This is a genomic window from Ensifer sp. YR511, assembly GCF_900103045.1.
Lineage (GTDB): Bacteria > Pseudomonadota > Alphaproteobacteria > Rhizobiales > Rhizobiaceae > Ensifer > Ensifer adhaerens.
In genome coordinates, this window is sequence record NZ_FNGR01000014.1 from 129,758 (window position 1) to 146,729 (window position 16,972).

At 63.8% G+C, this 16,972-nt stretch carries 17 protein-coding genes; 2 read left to right on the forward strand and 15 right to left on the reverse strand.

Going from position 1 to position 16,972, the window contains the following annotated elements; translation table 11 throughout:
- Positions 1-111 precede the first annotated feature (111 nt).
- The 10 genes from BLU15_RS22735 to speB all read right to left on the reverse strand — a co-directional run bounded on the left by BLU15_RS22735 (position 112) and on the right by speB (position 9,281).
- Entirely contained in the window at positions 112-1,065 is a 954-nt protein-coding gene (locus BLU15_RS22735; RefSeq protein WP_060583000.1) for a ring-cleaving dioxygenase, read from the reverse strand.
- 158 nt (positions 1,066-1,223) lie between these two features.
- A complete protein-coding gene (locus BLU15_RS22740) occupies positions 1,224-2,003 on the reverse strand; it encodes a carbon-nitrogen hydrolase family protein (RefSeq protein WP_090298259.1) in 780 nt (259 codons plus the stop codon).
- Positions 2,000-2,800 carry an ABC transporter permease gene (locus BLU15_RS22745; RefSeq protein WP_034798857.1) on the reverse strand — a complete coding sequence of 267 codons (801 nt, stop codon included), beginning with the start codon at positions 2,798-2,800 and terminating at the stop codon, positions 2,000-2,002. Before BLU15_RS22745 ends, BLU15_RS22740 begins: the two co-directional genes overlap by 4 nt.
- A complete protein-coding gene (locus BLU15_RS22750; protein WP_034798859.1) occupies positions 2,797-3,651 on the reverse strand; it encodes an ABC transporter permease in 855 nt (284 codons plus the stop codon). The genes BLU15_RS22745 and BLU15_RS22750 overlap by 4 nt, the downstream gene beginning before the upstream one ends.
- On the reverse strand, positions 3,648-4,685 hold the full coding sequence (locus tag BLU15_RS22755) for an ABC transporter ATP-binding protein (RefSeq protein ID WP_060520343.1): 1,038 nt from the start codon (positions 4,683-4,685) through the stop codon (positions 3,648-3,650). Before BLU15_RS22755 ends, BLU15_RS22750 begins: the two co-directional genes overlap by 4 nt.
- Positions 4,686-4,806: 121 nt before the next feature.
- On the reverse strand, positions 4,807-5,886 hold the full coding sequence (locus BLU15_RS22760; protein ID WP_090298263.1) for an ABC transporter substrate-binding protein: 1,080 nt from the start codon (positions 5,884-5,886) through the stop codon (positions 4,807-4,809).
- A gap of 73 nt (positions 5,887-5,959) precedes the next feature.
- Entirely contained in the window at positions 5,960-6,607 is a 648-nt protein-coding gene (locus BLU15_RS22765) for an amino acid ABC transporter permease (RefSeq protein ID WP_034798864.1), read from the reverse strand.
- Positions 6,604-7,272, reverse strand: coding sequence for an amino acid ABC transporter permease (locus BLU15_RS22770; RefSeq protein ID WP_034798866.1), 669 nt, complete (start codon positions 7,270-7,272; stop codon positions 6,604-6,606). The genes BLU15_RS22765 and BLU15_RS22770 overlap by 4 nt, the downstream gene beginning before the upstream one ends.
- A 60-nt stretch (positions 7,273-7,332) precedes the next feature.
- Entirely contained in the window at positions 7,333-8,127 is a 795-nt protein-coding gene (locus BLU15_RS22775; RefSeq protein ID WP_034798868.1) for a transporter substrate-binding domain-containing protein, read from the reverse strand.
- A 92-nt stretch (positions 8,128-8,219) separates the two neighbouring features.
- On the reverse strand, positions 8,220-9,281 hold the full coding sequence (gene speB, locus BLU15_RS22780; RefSeq protein ID WP_034798870.1) for an agmatinase: 1,062 nt from the start codon (positions 9,279-9,281) through the stop codon (positions 8,220-8,222).
- A 224-nt stretch (positions 9,282-9,505) separates the two neighbouring features.
- On the opposite strand from speB, the gene BLU15_RS22785 reads away from it, so the two are divergent.
- Positions 9,506-10,552 (forward strand): LysR substrate-binding domain-containing protein, encoded by a 1,047-nt coding sequence (locus BLU15_RS22785; RefSeq protein WP_090298265.1) that lies wholly within the window; start codon positions 9,506-9,508, stop codon positions 10,550-10,552.
- 19 nt (positions 10,553-10,571) lie between these two features.
- Positions 10,572-11,750, forward strand: coding sequence for an aminotransferase (locus BLU15_RS22790; RefSeq protein WP_090298268.1), 1,179 nt, complete (start codon positions 10,572-10,574; stop codon positions 11,748-11,750).
- Between the two features lie 78 nt (positions 11,751-11,828).
- On the opposite strand, the gene BLU15_RS22795 is transcribed toward BLU15_RS22790, so the two are convergent.
- The 5 genes from BLU15_RS22795 to BLU15_RS22815 form a co-directional block, all read right to left on the reverse strand.
- Positions 11,829-12,674, reverse strand: a complete 846-nt coding sequence (locus tag BLU15_RS22795; RefSeq protein WP_090298271.1) for a DMT family transporter — start codon at positions 12,672-12,674, stop codon at positions 11,829-11,831.
- A 218-nt stretch (positions 12,675-12,892) separates the two neighbouring features.
- The gene (locus BLU15_RS22800) at positions 12,893-14,326 is read right to left on the reverse strand and encodes an aldehyde dehydrogenase family protein (RefSeq protein WP_090298273.1); all 1,434 of its coding nucleotides are present in this window, start codon (positions 14,324-14,326) and stop codon (positions 12,893-12,895) included.
- Between the two features lie 16 nt (positions 14,327-14,342).
- Positions 14,343-15,077 (reverse strand): MBL fold metallo-hydrolase, encoded by a 735-nt coding sequence (locus BLU15_RS22805; RefSeq protein WP_090298276.1) that lies wholly within the window; start codon positions 15,075-15,077, stop codon positions 14,343-14,345.
- Positions 15,078-15,081: 4 nt separating this feature from the next.
- Positions 15,082-16,182: an ABC transporter ATP-binding protein gene (locus BLU15_RS22810; RefSeq protein ID WP_090298282.1), complete on the reverse strand. Its 1,101-nt coding sequence runs from the start codon at positions 16,180-16,182 to the stop codon at positions 15,082-15,084.
- On the reverse strand, positions 16,179-16,970 hold the full coding sequence (locus tag BLU15_RS22815) for an ABC transporter permease (protein WP_034798882.1): 792 nt from the start codon (positions 16,968-16,970) through the stop codon (positions 16,179-16,181). The genes BLU15_RS22810 and BLU15_RS22815 overlap by 4 nt, the downstream gene beginning before the upstream one ends.
- Between the last annotated feature and the right edge of the window lie 2 nt (positions 16,971-16,972).

Sequence of the window (16,972 nt, forward strand, 5' to 3'; positions counted from 1 at the left end):
AACGCAACAGCTGTCATGATGGGTCCGCGCGGAACCGATGTCCAACGGGATCAGAGGGATAGAGACAAAAAAGCCGGGGACGAGCCCCGGCTTTTCGTTGGGATCAGACCGTTAGACGAGCGGCTTCAGCCGGGCCTCGATCTGCGCGCGCTTCGGCTCCAGGAACGGCGGCAGAGACAGGCTCTCACCGAGCGTTTCCATCGGCTCGTCGACGGCAAAACCGGGACCATCGGTCGCGATCTCGAAGAGGACGCCGTTCGGCTCGCGGAAATAGAGCGAGCGGAAATAATAGCGCTCGACCTCGCCGCTCGACGGCAGACGGAAGCCGTTAAGCCGTTCCGTCCACTCCGTCAGCGCCGCATTATCAGGCGCCCGGAAGGCGACGTGGTGCACGGCACCGGCGCCCTGACGCGCGATCGGCAATCCCGGTTGGACGGCCACGTGCAGTTCGGCCGCAGGACCGCCCTCGCCCATGGTGAAGACGTTGACTTCCCCCTCGCCGTCCGGCGACGGATAGGTGCGGGCCTTGCTCATGTTCATCACATGCGTCAGGACGAGTTCGGTGTTCGTGATGTCAGGCACGCTGATGGTGATCGGTCCGAGGCCCTTGATCTGGCGCTCGGCCGGCACCGGGCTCTTTTCCCAGGGGTGTGAGGGCGCAAGCCCGCCGTCGTCGACCAGCCGGAAACGTTGGCCTTCGCCATCCTCGAAATCAAGCGCGGTGCGGCCATCGATCTCCGTGACCTCTCCACTCGTGACCTTGAGTTCGTCGAAGCGGTCCTTCCACCAGCGAACGGTTTCGGCGCTGCCGACCCTCAGACCCGTGCGCGAAATGCTGTGCGTGCCGCGCCCTTCCGGCCCGACCGGCCAGTCGAAGAAGGTCAAGTCCGTGCCGGGCGTGGCGCGCCCGTCGGCATAGAAGAGGTGATAGGCGGTGGTGTCGTCCTGGTTGACGGTTTTCTTGACCAGCCGCAGCCCGAGCGTCTCGGTGTAGAAGCGCAGGTTTTCCGGTGCGTTGGCGGTGATCGCCGTCAGGTGATGGATCCCAGTCAGTTGCAAGCTCATGATTGCCTCCAATGCGTTGGCATTGCTGTTGAGCCCAATATGGGATGCCGCATCGTTTCCGACAGTAGACCAATAGAGAACAGAACGTTCTCCTCAGGTGACAACAAACGGCCCGTCCGCGCTGCCATCGCTGAGGCGCAACGGCGATCGAGGCGCGCTCAGCGGCGATTGAGATCGCCGAGATAGGTGTTTTCAAGGCGGGAGATTGCGTAGGCCTTGGGGTCGATGTCGACGAGGAGCACGGCTTCCTGCCCAGACCCCGCCTTGGCGAGCAACTGCCCGTCGGGTGCTGCAATGCGCGACAGCCCGGCGAAGGAGAACAGCGAGTCCGAACCACAATGGTTGATGTAGGCGACGAACACCTGGTTCTCGAAGGCGCGCGTCTGGATCATGTGCTCGGCGATGAAATCGCCGGACCAGCCCGCCGGCAGCGCCGTCGGCACCAGCACGGCCTCGGCGCCGGCGAGCGCCAGCCGCCGCACATTCTCCGGAAACTCGACGTCGTAGCAGATCAGCATGCCGCAGGTGACGCCACGATGTGTGAAGAGCCGCGTCGACGGCTCCGGCGCGCGGAAGATCGAACGCTCATAGTCGCCGTAGAGATGGGACTTGCGGTAGACGACCGGCGCGGCATCGCCATCGACATAGACGGCGCTGTTATAGACGTCGTCGCCGTCGCGCTCGGCAAAGCCGGCGATGAGCGCAATGCCCGTCTCAGCGGAAATCGCCTTGAGGCGCTGAACGATCGCGCCATCCGGCGCCTCGGCGAGCGCTGTCAACGCCTCGCCGGCGCCATAGCCGGTGACGCCGAGTTCGGGCGTCAAAAGCAGCGTCGCCCCTTGTCCTGCAGCTTCCGCCGCGGCACGGGCAATGCGGTCAAGATTGGCGGCGACGTCACCCGCCGCCGATTGCATCTGGAGGGCGGCGAGCTTCATCATTTTCCATCCGACGACATGGCGCCAAGCAGCTTCGGCAGGTCGCCGAAACGGGCAACGAGGCTGAAGATCACCGCGGCGGTCGTGACGAAGAGTACCGTCACCGACGCCATGGTCGGCGTATAGCCGTAGCGCAGCGCATTGAAGATCTTGATCGGCAGCGTTTCCACCGTGAAGCCAACCGTCATGTAGGCAACGATGTATTCGTTGAGCGACAGCACGAAGGCGAAGGCGTAGCCCGACACGATATAGGGCAGAATCAGCGGCAGCACGACGGTGCGGAAGATCGTGCGCTCATCCGCCCCCATGGTCGAGGCGGCCTCGACCAGCGAGCGGTCGATCGAGGTGAAACCGAGCGACAACGTCACCAGCGGCAGCGTCACGAAGAAGATTGCGTGGCTGACGACGGCCGTCCACGGCTGGCCGTAGAAACCGACCGTCGCCCAAAAGGTGAGCATGCCGAGCGCGGTGATGACGGGCGGCAGCGTGAACGGCGCGACACCGAGAAGCTGGAAAATGTTCGCCCACGGCGCGATCCGCCGCCACAGGAACCAGGAGAGCGGCAGCGCGATCGCCACCGCAAGCGCCGCCGAAAGCACCGCCAGCGTCACCGAGGCAAAGAGCGCGTTGCGCCATTCCGGATTGAGGAAGATCTCGCCATACCAGGAGAGCGAAAAGCCCTGCGGCGGAAAGGCGAGCGTCTGCTTCTGGTTGACCGAGACGCCGGCAACGACGATCAGCGGCAGCGACAGGAACAGGCCGATCAGGAAGAAGTAGGCCTTGCGGAAGATCGAGGTCATGCCGCTTCTCCCTTGCGTCCGGCAATCACGGTGAGCGCCACGAGCCCGAGCGTGACCAGCACGAGGAACACGGCCATGGCGGCGGCAAACGGCATGTTCGACTGGTAGATCGCCTGGTCGGTGATCAGCACCGACAGCGTCCAGTGCTGCGGCCGGCCGAGAAGCTGCGGCAACAGATAGGAGCCGAGCGCGAAGATGAAGACCATGATCAAGGTGGCGGTGATGGTGTTGCGCAGCGCCGGCACGACCACGGTGAAGAAGGCTTTGAGCGGCGAGGCGCCGAGCGTGCGCGCGGCTTCCGTCAGGGTCGGATCGAGACGCACGAGCGCCGGGAAGAGTACGAGCACCGTATAGGGGAAGGCCTGATAGACCATGCCGGTCAAGACCGCGCCGAAGCTCGGCGTCAAGGCCTTGGCCTGCTCCATGATGCCGAGCGCAACGAGGATGTTGGTGATCCCTGCGGTGCGCGAAAACAGCGTCGACCAGGCAAAGCCGATGATGACTTCCGAGAGCGACAGGATCGACAGGAGCGCCACCAGCCACACGACCTGTACCTTCCGCGCCATGCGCGTCAGCATGTAGGTGAAGGGCAAGGCGAGCACGACGCAGCAGATCGCCACGATGACGGCGAGCATCAGCGAAAAGCCGAGCACACCGCCGAAAAAGACCGAGAGGAAGCGGGCGTAATTGTCGAAGACGAAGGCCGGCGTGTAGAAGCCGCCCTGCTGGCGCTGGAAGAAGCTGACGGCGATCATCGTGCCGAAGGGCACGACGAAGAAGATCGTCAGCATGGCCGCCGGAAAGAGGAGCGGCAGGTAGTCGCCAAGGGTTTGGGGCGGTTCGCGTCTCATTTCTTCAGCACCACGCAGACATCCGGAGTGAGCGCTATGCCGACTTCCTGGCCGACCGAAACGTCGGGCCGGGCGCGCGGCGTCGAGACGGCGACAATCTGGTGTCCCGCGATATCGACGAAGGTTTCGATCGTGCCGCCGAGATCGCGCACGAAGGTGACCTTGCCGGTGAGCGCCCCGGCGCCGGGCGCCGTCAGGTGCACGTCTTCCGGGCGAACCGACAGCGTACCCTTGTTGGCGCCCGCAGGCAGGGCGAGGCCGGGGACGACATGACCGAGCACTTCCGCGCGGCCGGCACTGTCGGCCTGAACGTCGAGCAGGTTGGTCTGGCCGATGAAGTCGGCGACAAAGCTGTCGGCCGGGCGGCGATAGATTTCGATCGGCGACGCAGCCTGGCGGATCTCGCCGCCGCTCATGACGACGACGGTGTCGGCCATGGTCATCGCTTCGCGCTGGTCGTGGGTAACGACGATGGTGGTGATGCCCAGCTTCTGCTGCAACTGGCGCAGTTCTACCTGCATCGCCTCGCGCAGCTTCGCGTCGAGTGCCGAAAGCGGTTCGTCGAGCAGGAACAGTTTCGGCGAGATCGACAGCGCGCGGGCGATCGCCACGCGCTGGCGCTGGCCGCCGGACAGCTTGGCGACCGGCCGGTCGGCATAGCCCGAGAGATGGATCATCGACAGAAGCTCGTCGACGCGCTTCTTCTGGTCTTCTTTTGCCGCACCGCGGATGCGCAGGGGGTAGGCGATGTTTTCGCCGACGGTCAGGTGCGGAAACAGCGCCAGCGACTGGAACACCATGCCGAGGTTGCGCTTGTGCGTCGGAACCCGGGTGATGTCCTCGCCGTCGAGCCGGATCGCACCGCCGGTCGGCAGATCAAGCCCGGCGATCATGCGCAGCAGCGTGGTCTTGCCGCAGCCAGATGGTCCGAGCATGCAGACGAAGGTGCCGTGCGGCACCGTCAGATCGACATTGTTGACGGCCCTGAAGGCTCCGAATTCCTTGACGACGTTTTGAAGGGCAAGTCCGGACATTGTTTCTCCGCGAGGATGGTCCCCTCCGCCTCATGGGAGGGTTTCAGGCGGGGAGCGGCTGCAAGGCCCCTCCCCGTCGTTATGCTTGTGGCTCTCCCCGGAGGCCGGGGAGCTGGCCGGATCAGCCGACGATCAGCTCGGTCCACTTCTGGTTCAGCCAATCCGACTTGGTCTGGTAGAGATCGTAGCGCGGAATGATCGGCTCGATATCCGACGAGACGGCTGCGAATTCCTTGTCGGTCAGATCCGTAACCTCGCGCTTGACGGTCGGCGACGTTCCGACCTTGCGCGACAGCGTCGCCTGGACCGAGGGTTGGCACATGTAGTCGATGAAGATATGGGCTTCCTCGGACTTCTGCGAGGCACGCGACAGTGCCCAGCAACCGGAATCCTGAATGCCGCCTTCCTTCGGGAAGGTGGAGCGGACCGGGTGACCGTCGGCAGCAGCAAGGCCGGTGACGTCGTGATAGTACTGGCCCATCGGGATTTCGCCCGACTTCAGCGACTGCTCGAACTGCGCCTCGTCGCGGTACCACAGGCGAACGTTGGGCTTCACTTCGGCAAGCTTGTCGAACGCCTTGAGAAGGCCTTCTTCGGTGTCGAGCGCATTGGTGCCGCCGAAGAACGTCTTGGCCGTCACTTCGAGCAGGAACGAGTTGGAGACGAGCGCGAGCAGGCCGAGCTTGTCGGCGTTCGCCGGATCCCAGAAGGCGGTCCAGGAGGTCGGCGCTTCCTTGTAGACGTCGGTGTTGGTCACCAGCGTGATGTACCAGGAAACAGCGCCGATGCCGGCAATGCGTCCGTCCGGATACTTGTTGACGAAGCGATCAAGTAGGTTCGAGGCATTCTTGATCTTGGCGGTATCGAGTGGCGTCCAGAGATCGGTCGACTGGCCCTTCAGCATCGCAACCTGCGACATCATCGAAACGTCGGCTGGGGCCTGGCCGGCGCGGGCGGCCTGTTCGAGCTGGACGAGCCAGGCTTCACCGGTCGGTTCCGCGATCGACTCGACGGCAATGCCGGTCGCTTTGGTGAATTCCGGGAAGATGTTCTTGTCGAACGAATCCTTGAAGTAGCCGCCATAGACGCCGACCTTCAGCGACTTGTCCTGCGCGCGCAGGATCGACGGCATCGCCAGCATGGAGGCACCGGCAAGGCCGGCGCCGAGCAGCGTGCGGCGCTTGATGGAAGTGGTGATCATTCGCGTTCTCCTTTGTTTCGGCGGTGATCCGCCTTGTTCCCTGTTCTGTTTGATTTCTTGCACATTTTCAGTCTCAGTGCGCGGCTGTTTTGCGCTCCAGCATGCGCGAATATTGTGTCAGCGGATAACACAGCACGAAGAAGATCACCGCGACCAGCCCATAGACCGTGAAAGGTTCGAAGGTTGCATTATTGATCGCATTCGCGGTTCTGAGAAGCTCTTCGAAGCCGATGATCGAGGTCAGCGCCGTGCTCTTGATGAGCTGCACGAGGAAGCCGACGGCGGCCGGCCGGGTGATGGCGAAGGCCTGCGGCAGGATGACGAGCCGCAGTTCCTGCAACCGGTGCAGCCCGAGGCTCGCGCCGGCATCCCACTGCCCGCGCGGCAGTGCCTCGACCCCGCCACGCCAGATCTCGGCGAGATAGGCACTGGCATAGAAGGTCAATCCGAGGGCTGCCGCCGTCCACGGCTCGATGCGGAAACCGAGCATCGGCAGGCCGAAGAACATCAGGAACAGCTGCATCAGGAGCGGTGTTCCCTGGAAGAGCGCGATGTAGCCGGAGCCGAAGCGCCGCGCCCAACGGCGCTCGGAAATGCGCGCTGCAAGGACGGCAAGCCCCACTGCTGCGCCGCCGGCAAAAGCGACGATCGACAGCAGGATCGTCCACCGCGTAGCGAAGATCAGGTTGCGCAGGATGTCCCAGAAGGTGAACTCGATCATGACACGCCCGCTCCAAGCACGCGGCGCCCGCCGGCGACGAACAGCCGCCGAAGCGCCATCGACAGGCCGAGATAGATCAGCGTGACGACGAAATAGGTCTCGAATGAGCGGAAAGTGCGCGCCTGCAGCAGGTCCGCCTCATGCGCCAACTCCCGCACCGCGATCTGCGAGACGACCGCCGATTCCAGCATCATGATGATCACCTGGCTGGTGAGCGCCGGGAAAATCACCTTCAGCGCCTGCGGCAGGATGATCTTGACGAAGACCTGGCGGGGCTTAAGCCCGAGCGCAAATGCCGCCTCGCTCTGCCCCTTCGGCACAGCATCGAGACCCGCACCGACGATCTCGGTCGTATAGGCCGCCATATTCAGCGTCATTGCGACTATTGCCGCGACGATCGGGTCGAGTCGGATGCCGAGGCTCGGCAGGCCGAAATAGATGAAGAACAGCTGCACCAGGAACGGCGTGTTCCTGACGACTTCGACGTAGACGGCCACCGCCTTGCGCAAGACGCCATAACGGCTGCGGCGAGCGGCGGCGAAGAGAATGCTGATCAGGATGCCAAGCACCGTGGTGCAGGCGATCAGGAACACGGTCATGGCCGCGCCATGGGCGATTGCGCCCGCGGCGTCCTTGAGCCAACCGAAGCTGAGGCCGTAGCCCATCGTCGCAACCTTTCCTCAAGCGGGCCGCGAGGGGATTGCCCCCCGCGGCCACCGAGCTTGTTAGTCCTTGAGGTTGTCGGGGTTGAGCGGCGTCTTCAGCCAGGCCTCCGAGCTCGCGTTCAACTTGCCGTCCGAGAGCATTTTGGCAACGGAGTCGTTGACCGCCTTCTTCAGGCCTTCCTCGCTCTTGTTGAGACCGATATGCGACGGCGAGGTCAGAAGCTGGAACTTCTGCTCCGGTTTCAACGCTTCCTGGCGGGCCAGCACCTGGGCGCCGACGTCGTTGCCGACGACCATCAGTTGCGTCTGGCCGGAGATGAAGGCCTGGATCACAGCATTGTAGTTGTCGAAGCGCTGGATGTCGGCATTGGCCGGGGCCGCCTCGGTAAGCGAGGTGTCTTCCAGCGTGCCGCGATTGACGGCGATGGTCTTCTCGGCAAGGTCTTCCTTGCCGGCAACCTTCAGTTCCGCCGGGCCGATGACGGCGATGTAGTAAGGCGCGTAAGCCGCGGCAAAATCGATCACCTCGGCGCGCTCCTTGGAGAAGCCGACGCTCATCAGGATGTCGACGCGCTTGTCGTTGAGATAAGGAATGCGGTTCTGCCCTGTGACGCTGACGAGGTTGAGCTTGACGCCGAGATCATCGGCGATCTGCTGCGCGACGTCGACGTCATAGCCCTTGATGCTCATGTCGGCGCTGGCCGAGGAGAACGGCGGGAAGTCGGAGAAGATGCCGACATTGATCTGGCCGGCGGACTTGATATCGGCAAGCGCGTCGGCCTTGGCGATGCCGGCGGCGGCCCCGAGCATCAGGGCGGCGGCGAAGGCTGTCTTCAGTTTTGCATGGATCGTCATGGTAATTCCCCTACCCGGAAGCTTTGTGATTGTGCAGTCTGGTGGTCGGCCGCCGTTTCCGGTCCGGCAGCCGACGAACCCTTAGTCAGGCCTCAGGCGGACTTGCCCGTGATCGCCGGGCTGAAGACCATGAGGCTCAGGATTTCGAAGAGCACCTGCGCGCCCGCATGGGCCGTGTTGGTGGTCGAGTCATATTGCGGCGCCACTTCGACGACGTCGCCGCCGACGAGGTTGATGCCCTTGAGGCCACGGATCAATTCCAGCACTTCGCGGGTCGTCAGACCGCCGACTTCCGGCGTGCCGGTACCCGGCGCGAAGGATGGATCGAGGCTGTCGATGTCGAAGGACAGATAGGTCGGGCCGTCGCCGACGATCTTCTTCGCTTTCTCGATGATCGCGGGAATGCCGAGACCGGTCACTTCCTCCGCATGGATGACGGTCATGCCGGACTCGTAGGAGAACTCCCAGAGATATTCGGCCGAACCGCGGATGCCGATCTGCACGACGCGGGTCGGGTCGAGCACGCCGTCGAGCACCGCGTTGCGGAACGGACCGCCATGGTGGAACTTGGTGAGGTCGTAGGCGCCGCCGGTGTCGCAATGCGCGTCGATGTGGATCATACCGACCGGGCGCTTTTTGCCGACCGCTTTCAGGATCGGGTGGGTGATCGAGTGGTCGCCGCCGACCGACAGCGGCAGCACGCCGGCATCGACGATCTGGTTGATGCGCTTCTCGATGTCCTCATGGCTGAGTTCCAGCCGGTAGCGGCTCTGGAACGGCACGTCGCCGATATCCGCGACGCGGAGTTCTTGAACCGGCGTGCAGCCGAGCACGTGGTTATAAGGGCCGATACGCTCGATCGAGCGCAGCGCCCGCGGTCCAAAGCGCGAGCCCGGACGGTTGGTGACGCCGAGATCCATGGGAATGCCGACGATCGCCACCTGCAGATTGCCGAAATCCGGGTTCTCCGCGTCAACAGGCATGTGCGGCGCCGTCAGGAAGGTCGGGATGCCGGAATAGGGCGCGAGACGTGTGCCGCTCTTGTTGAAGATCTTGTCGGCGACCTTGCGGAAGGTCGGGTCGAACAGCTCGCCGCCATGGCTTTCGCCATACTTTGCCTTCAGTTCGGCAAGCTTGTTGTCGTTCCAGGCCATCGATTCAATCCTCCGTCTTCCATAGCCTGAGGCATGCGCGCGAAGGCGCCACAGATATCTGTCTGCGGAAGGTGCCGGCTCGTCCGGCGCGTTCATGTTCCCCAGGCGTTTTCGCCTTTGTTGATGAATATTAGGCGGCAATTCCCCTAGAAAATCAATTGACATTGTTATAGCGTTTCGTGTGAGAAAAATTCACATCACAGCAACCGCCGGAACGCCCCGATTTGTCCAGCCGCCTGCCTCCCCTCAACCCCTTGCGCGCCTTCGAAGCGACGGCGCGGCGGGGCTCCGTTTCGGCCGCGGCGCGTGAACTCAACGTCACCCACGGTGCGATCAGCCACCAGATCCGCGCGCTCGAACTCTCGGTCAAGGCGGCGCTGTTTGAACGCGGCGGCAAGCGGCTGAAGCTGACTCCGCAGGGGGCATTGCTGCTGCCGGCCGTCACCCACGCCTTTGCCGAAATCGCGGCGGCGACCGCAGCGATGACGCGGCCGACGACGAGCGGCGAACTGCGCATCACCTGCGTCCCGGCGCTGCTTTCCTTCTGGCTGATCCCGCGGCTGCATCTTTTCACCGAGCAATATCCGGACGTGCGTCTGACGCTGATCGCCTCTAACGACGAGGCGTATCTCCACTCGCCCGACGTCGACGTCTGCCTGATCTATGGCGACGGCAACTGGTCCGGCGCCTGGGCCAAGCTCTGGAGCCGTCTCGAACTTTTCCCTGTCGTCAGCCCGACCCTGCTCAACATGCGGCCACTGCGCTCGGTTCGCGACCTGCGCGACCACGTCATGCTGCATGGCGACGATGGCCGCGAATGGAACACCTGGCTTGCGGCGGCGGATGCCAGCGACCTGCAGCGCGGCCAGCAGCATTTCATGAGTGACGCACGGCTTTCGACAGAGGCGGCCCTGCACAACCAGGGCGTCGCGCTCGGCGATACGATTACCGCCGGCAGCCTGATCGCGCGCGGCGAACTGATCGCCCCTTTCGACCTGACGGTGCCCGCCAACGACGCCTTCTTCGTCGCCTGCCGCAACGAGGTGCTGGCGGCACCGATCGTGCGCATCTTCATCGACTGGATGTTCGAAACACTCGAAAGCGACCCGATGCCGGAACTGCAGACATCGGCGCGCACGATTATTCGCGGCCGCACCTCGAAATCCGAGCCGACAGATCGTAAATCGGAGAAGAACGGTTTTCAGCCGGTTTCGGCGCCGAGCCGTGCTCGCCGCACCGATCGTCCGCAGAAACGCAAAGCCAAGGCCTAACCCCACAGGAACACCCGTCATGCCGCATTTCAACCCGCTCGTCGAAAAGCTCTCGCCGCCGCCCGTGCCCTCGGTGCTGGCCTGGGCGAAATCCTACGACGGCTCCCGTGGCCCGCTGATCGACCTGTCGCAGGCAGTGCCCGGCTATCCCGCCCATCCGGACATGCTGGCCTGGCTCGGTGAGGCTGCGGCCTCAACCGCTTACACCGGCTATGGCGCGATCGAGGGCGAAGCGGAGTTGCGTGAGGCCTATGCGGCGCATGTCGCCGGCCTCTATGGTGCTGCGGTCGCCGCCGACAACATCCACATCACCTCGGGCTGCAACCAGGCCTTCATCTGCACGGCAATGGCCATTGCCGGCGCGGGCGATACGATCCTGATGACCAACCCCTATTACTTCAACCAGGAAACGACGCTGTCGATGCTCGGCATCAATGTCGAGCTCGTACCTTGCGATGCCGGCGCCGGCTTCCTGCCGGAGGTCGATGCAATTGCCGCGGCACTTCACCCCGGCATCCGGGCGCTCGCGCTGGTCTCGCCCAACAATCCGACCGGCGCCGTCTACCCGCCGGAGCTGCTCGCCCGCATCCACGAAGCCTGCCGTGCCAAGGGCGTCTGGCTAATCCTCGACGAGACCTATCGCGACTTCCTGCCCGATGCCTCCGCAGCACCCCACGGCCTTCTGGCAACCGAAGGCTGGCAGGATAGCTTCATCGGCCTCTACAGCTTCTCCAAGTCCTTCTGCATTCCCGGCCATCGCCTCGGTGCGATCACCGCCGGCCCTGCCGTCATCGAGCAGGTGACGAAGATCATGGACAACCTGCAGATCTGCGCACCGCGTTCCGCGCAAGCCGCCGTCGCCAAGGCCATACCGGCGCTTGCCGAATGGCGCCAGGCCAACCGCGCCGAGATCTCCGCACGCGCCGATGCGCTTAGGGATGTGATGAGCCGCCTGCCGAAGTGGAAGCTGCAGGCGGTCGGCGCCTATTTCGCCTATGTCCGCCACCCCTTCCCCGACATCGACTCGCAGTTCATCGCCGAGAAGCTGGCCAAACTCGCCGGAGTCGTCTGCCTGCCGGGCGATTACTTCGGTGAGGGCCAGGAGAACTACCTGCGCTTCGCCTTTGCCAACGCGGATGCCGATACGATCCGCAAGCTCGAGGAGCGTCTGGCGAACTTCACGCCGCCGGGTCTCTAAGACTTTGAAATGACGCAATTCCGGACGGAAAACCGTTTCACACTTTTCCTGGAATTGCTCTGAGGAAAGCGCGCGGCGTCATCCGCGCCGCGCGATCAGGATGCCGACAAGGACGATCGCGCCGCCGATCGCCTGCATCAGGCCGACGGGTTCGGCAAGCAGGATCCAGGCGAGGATCGCCGCGACCACTGGCTGCAACAAGAGGGTGAGCGACGAGAAGGCGGGCGGCAGATAGGCGAGTGCATAGGTGATCGCCACCTGCCCGCCGGCATGGCTGACGAAGGCGAGACCGAACAGCATCGCCCAGCCGAACGCGGTCGGCGGCAACAGCGTCGGCTCCGACAGAAGCACGATCGGCAGCATGCAGATGGCAGCCGAGGCCGTACTCCAGACCATGATCCTGATCGTGCTGAACAGGCTGCGCAGCCGGCCGATCGCCAGGATATAGCCGGCATAGAACATCGCGGCGACAACGGCGACGCCATCGCCCAGCAGATTGCCGTCACCAAGCGCCATCGGCCCGCCCTTGAGGGTGACCACACCGACGACTGCCGTCACCAGCCCGATGGCAAAGACAGCGCTGATCCGCGCTCGGAACAACAGCCAACTGGCAAGCGTCACGAAGACGGGCGCGAGATTGGCAAGCAGCGTGGCATTGGCGACTGACGTCTTCGTCAGCGCGTAGTGCCAGGCCGCAAGATCGATGGCGAGAAACACGCCGGGCAGAACCAGCAGCGCGTACTCGGAGAGCTTTTGCGGGCGCCGGTCGTTGGCGCCCTCACCGCGAAACCACGACCAGGCGAGAAGCGGGATCAGCGCCAGTGCCACCCGCCAGAAGGCCGTCGCCATCGGCCCCACCTCGGACAGCCGCACGAAGATCGGCGAACCGCCAATCGCAGCACCGCCGATGAGGAGGGCAGCCATGGCAAGGCGATTTTGGGAGGAAGCGGTGGCGGGTACTGGGGTCAAGGCAATGTCGCTATTCTGCTGGCGGGCGATCTTCGCGCCCTCGACAAGGCAGCTAACAGAAGACCGGCATCGGCGACAGTCGCAATAAATCGCCCACCCGAACAATGGCGGCCGCCCTGCGCAGACAGGGCGGCCGCCGATTTCTCCGTCTGGCAGACGCGATAACTCGTTTGTCAGGCCGCGTCGGGAACGTGCACGGTCTTCACTTCGAGGAAGTCCTCAAGGCCGAACATGCCACCTTCGCGACCGTTGCCGGACTGCTTGTAGCCGCCGAACGGGCTGCCGTAGCGGTGCGGCCCGCCATTGATGTGCACCATGCCGGCGCGCAGGCGTCCGGCGACGCGCTCGGCCCGTTTCGGGTCACCTGTCTGCACATAGGCTGCGAGACCGTAGTTGGTGTCGTTGGCAACAGCGATCGCCTCCTCCTCGGTGTCGAAGGGGATGATCGCGAGCACCGGTCCGAAGACCTCCTCGCGGGCGATGCGCATGTCGTTGTTGACGTCGGCAAAGATCGTCGGCTTGACGAAGTAGCCGGTCTCGAAGCCCTCAGGCTTGCCGGCACCGCCCACAAGCAGGCGCGCGCCTTCGGCAATGCCTGCTTCGATCAGCGCCTGCACCCGGCCGAACTGGATGTGACTGACGAGCGGGCCGATATGGCCGCCCTCTTGCGTCGGGTCTCCGACTTTCGCCTCGCGGCCGACGCGCTTGGCGATCTCAACCACCTGGTCATAGACGCTGCGCTCCACCAGCATGCGGGTCGGCGCGTCGCAGGACTGGCCGGAATTGTTGAAGCATTCGAGCACGCTGCCGGTGACGCGGTCTTCGAGATCGGCGTCGGCAAAGACGATGTTCGGCGACTTGCCACCGAGCTCCAGCGTCACGCGCTTGACGGTCTCGGCGGCATCCTTGCTGACGGCGATGCCGGCGCGGGTCGAGCCGGTGAACGACATCATGTCGATATCGGGATGCTTCGACAGCGCCGCACCGGCATTGATGCCGTCGCCGTTGACGAGGTTGAAGACGCCGGCCGGGAAGCCCGCCTCATGCACCATTTCAGCGTAAAGCATGGCGTTGAGCGGCGTGAACTCGCTCGGCTTCAAGACGCAGGTCGAGCCGGTCGCAAGTGCGGGCACCACCTTCAGCGCGATCTGGTTGATCGGCCAGTTCCAGGGTGTGATCAGACCGCACACACCGATCGGCTCGCGCAGGATCACGTCACCGTTCGGCAACCGGTCGCGGGTCTTCAAGCGCTTCAGTGCATCGATGAAGCCCTGCAGGTGACCAACGCCGACATCGGCCTGCTGTTCGCGGGTCATGGTCTTCGGCGCTCCGAGTTCCATGGTGATGGTGTCGACCATCTCGTCATAGCGGCGCTTGTAGACGGCAAGCAGCTTTTCGAGCAGCGCCAGGCGCTCCTCGACGCTCGTCTGGCTATAATTGGCAAAGGCCTTCTTGGCGGCGGCAACCGCTTGGTCGATATCCGCGGCCGTGCCCATGGAGATCACCGCAACCGGCTTTTCCGTCGCCGGGTTCAGCACCTCGAGATCGTTGGCGACGATGGGATCCACCCAGGCGCCGTTGATGTAGAACTTGCGTTTGTCGAGCATTCGCTCCTCCTTCCCGTCAGTTTGTCTTTTGTTTTTCGGCAAGCCATTCAAGGATTAGCGCTCGGTAACGCTCACCCGAAAAGCTCGGAAAATGTCCGCCGTGAACGATACGCACGGGTATCTTCAGCAGCCGTTCCATCGACGCCAGATAGTCGTCGGCATTGGAATGATAGGTGTCCTCGATCAGCGGGCCATCGTAGAGGATGTCGCCGGAGAACAGGATGCCGGTCTTCGCCTCGAAGAGCGCAATGCCGCCGGGCGAATGGCCGGGCGTGTGGATCACCTCGAAGACCCGGTCGCCGAGATCGATACGGTCGCCATCCTCCAGAAGCCGCGTCGCCGGCGCCGCCTTCACCGCATAGGTGGTGGAGGCGTAGGGCTCGGGCGGCAGCGCGTCGAAGATCTCGTCGGCGACGTAGGGGTCGGCGAGCGTGTTCTTGCGCGTCGGATGCGCCAGCAGTTCCGCCTCGGCCGAATGCACGCAGCGGCACTCGAACTCGTGATGGCAGCCGATATGGTCGAAGTGGGTGTGGCTGGCGACGGCGTCCAAGGCGCGTTCGGTGACGAGGGGCACCCATTGCCGGAGCGACACGACACCCATGCCGCTATCGACGAGCATATCGCGGTCGCGGCCGCGCACATGCCAGATGTTGCAGCGGTAGAATTCCTGGATATAGGGCTCATCGATAGCGGTGACGCCGTCGTCGAGCCGCCTCACCCGGTACCAGTCCTGAGGTGCAATTCTCTGCATCGTGCTACGCATGTCCACCCGTGGCGGGCAAGGCTACGACGTCGGCGGCGCGCACGGCAAGCGGCACAATCTCGCCCTCGCGCACGCTTGCCGATTGCGGCAGGTGCGCGACCAGCGCCCTCGTGTCCGCCGCACAGGGCTGCAGGTGGCAGCGGTAATGCGTGCCGAAGAAAGCGCTGCCGGCAACCCGCGCCTCACCAAGCGCCACTGTCGGACCCTCTGCCTTGTCGTCAGCGCGGAAGTGTTCCGGCCGGATGGTGAGCGTAATCCGGTCGCCGGTCTTCGGCGACGATGCGGTAAAGTTGCCGGTCGGCAGCGCCAGGCTGCCGAGCGGGGTTTCGACACGGGCGGAGCTGGCGTCCGCCGCCGCCACACGGCCGGAAACGAAATTGACCTCACCCATGAAGCCCGCCGAAAACAGCGAGCGCGGGCGCATATAGATCTCCGATGGCGGGCCAAAATCCTCGATACGGCCCTGGTTCATCACCACGATCCGGTCGGCGATCGCCATCGCCTCTTCCTGGTCGTGGGTGACGTGCACGAAGGTCGTGCCGACGCGCTTTTGGATCGCCTTCAGCTCGTCCTGCATCTGGCGGCGCAGTTTCAGGTCGAGCGCGCCGAGCGGTTCGTCGAGAAGCAGCACATCCGGGTCGACGGCAAGCGCGCGGGCGAGCGCCACGCGCTGGCGCTGGCCGCCCGAGAGCTCGTGCGGCCGCTTGCCGGCGGAAGCCTTCAGACCGACGAGATCGAGGAAACCGAGCGCCTTTTCGTCCCGCTCGGCCTTGGCAAGGCCGCGCATCCTGAGGCCAAAACCGACATTGTCGACAAGGCGCATGTGCGGAAACAGCGCATAGTCCTGGAACATCGTCGTCGTCGGACGCTTGGCCGGCGCCACATAGGTCATGTCCTGCCCCGCGATCGTCACGCGTCCCGCGCTTGGCGACTGAAAGCCGCCAAGGATCGACAGAAGCGTGGTCTTGCCGCAGCCGGACGGCCCGAGCAGCACGATGAACTCGCCAGCCCGGATATCGAGGGAAACGTTATCCAGGGCCGTGAAGGTACCGAAGATCTTGCTGACGTTTTCGATCGAGACAGGAGCGGTCATTGTTTCTTCGTCCTTCCGAACAGGGAAAGCTCAAGGATGAGGAGCACGGCGACAGAGGCTAAGAACACCAGCGAGCCGATGGCATTGGTCTTGGGGTTGAGGCCGGAGCGCAGCATGCTCCAGATCTCGACGGGCAGCGTCACGTCGAAGCGCGACAGCAGGAAGGCGATGATGAACTCGTCCCAGCTGAAGGTGACGGAAAGGAAGAAGGCAGCAAGGATCGACGGCATCAGCATCGGCGCCGTCACCAGCGCCATCACTTTGAAATCGTTGGCGCCGAGATCGCGCGCCGCCCGCTCGATGTTGATGTGATGATCCCCCATCGAGGCATAGATGATGGCAAAGCAGAGCGGCAGGTTGATCACCACATGGCCGATGCCGACCGTCATCAGCGACAGCGGGATATGCAGCGCGTTCATGAGCGACAAAAGGCCAAGCGCGATGATCAGGTAGCTGACCGTCATCGGCGCGATCAGCAGTCCCCTTTGCAGCGCCGAGCCGGGCAGCTTGTAGCGCGCGAGCGCATAGGCTGCGAGAAAGCCGAGCAGCACGGAGATGACCGAGGAGACGAGCGCCACGACCATCGAGTTACCAAGCGCTGCCATCAGCTTGCGGTCGGCGAAAACCGCCTCGTACCATTGCAGCGAAAAGCCGTTGAACGGCGGCACCGGCAGGCGACCATCCTGGAACGAGAACAGCACCAATACGGCAACCGGCAGGAAGATGAAGGCATAGACGAGGACGAGATAGGTCCAGGAGAGCACGCTTGCGGAGATCTGGCGCAGCATCG

What these genes read in the sequence shown, in the direction of transcription:
- BLU15_RS22735 (WP_060583000.1), bottom strand. Translation starts at nt 1,065, where the DNA reads ATGAGCTTGCAACTGACTGGGATCCATCACCTGACGGCGATCACCGCC.
- BLU15_RS22740 (WP_090298259.1), bottom strand. Translation starts at nt 2,003, where the DNA reads ATGATGAAGCTCGCCGCCCTCCAGATGCAATCGGCGGCGGGTGACGTC.
- BLU15_RS22745 (WP_034798857.1), bottom strand. Translation starts at nt 2,800, where the DNA reads ATGACCTCGATCTTCCGCAAGGCCTACTTCTTCCTGATCGGCCTGTTC.
- BLU15_RS22750 (WP_034798859.1), bottom strand. Translation starts at nt 3,651, where the DNA reads ATGAGACGCGAACCGCCCCAAACCCTTGGCGACTACCTGCCGCTCCTC.
- BLU15_RS22755 (WP_060520343.1), bottom strand. Translation starts at nt 4,685, where the DNA reads ATGTCCGGACTTGCCCTTCAAAACGTCGTCAAGGAATTCGGAGCCTTC.
- BLU15_RS22760 (WP_090298263.1), bottom strand. Translation starts at nt 5,886, where the DNA reads ATGATCACCACTTCCATCAAGCGCCGCACGCTGCTCGGCGCCGGCCTT.
- BLU15_RS22765 (WP_034798864.1), bottom strand. Translation starts at nt 6,607, where the DNA reads ATGATCGAGTTCACCTTCTGGGACATCCTGCGCAACCTGATCTTCGCT.
- BLU15_RS22770 (WP_034798866.1), bottom strand. Translation starts at nt 7,272, where the DNA reads ATGGGCTACGGCCTCAGCTTCGGTTGGCTCAAGGACGCCGCGGGCGCA.
- BLU15_RS22775 (WP_034798868.1), bottom strand. Translation starts at nt 8,127, where the DNA reads ATGACGATCCATGCAAAACTGAAGACAGCCTTCGCCGCCGCCCTGATG.
- speB (WP_034798870.1), bottom strand. Translation starts at nt 9,281, where the DNA reads ATGGCCTGGAACGACAACAAGCTTGCCGAACTGAAGGCAAAGTATGGC.
- BLU15_RS22790 (WP_090298268.1), top strand. Translation starts at nt 10,572, where the DNA reads ATGCCGCATTTCAACCCGCTCGTCGAAAAGCTCTCGCCGCCGCCCGTG.
- BLU15_RS22795 (WP_090298271.1), bottom strand. Translation starts at nt 12,674, where the DNA reads ATGGCTGCCCTCCTCATCGGCGGTGCTGCGATTGGCGGTTCGCCGATC.
- BLU15_RS22800 (WP_090298273.1), bottom strand. Translation starts at nt 14,326, where the DNA reads ATGCTCGACAAACGCAAGTTCTACATCAACGGCGCCTGGGTGGATCCC.
- BLU15_RS22805 (WP_090298276.1), bottom strand. Translation starts at nt 15,077, where the DNA reads ATGCAGAGAATTGCACCTCAGGACTGGTACCGGGTGAGGCGGCTCGAC.
- BLU15_RS22810 (WP_090298282.1), bottom strand. Translation starts at nt 16,182, where the DNA reads ATGACCGCTCCTGTCTCGATCGAAAACGTCAGCAAGATCTTCGGTACC.
- BLU15_RS22815 (WP_034798882.1), bottom strand. Translation starts at nt 16,970, where the DNA reads ATGCTGCGCCAGATCTCCGCAAGCGTGCTCTCCTGGACCTATCTCGTC.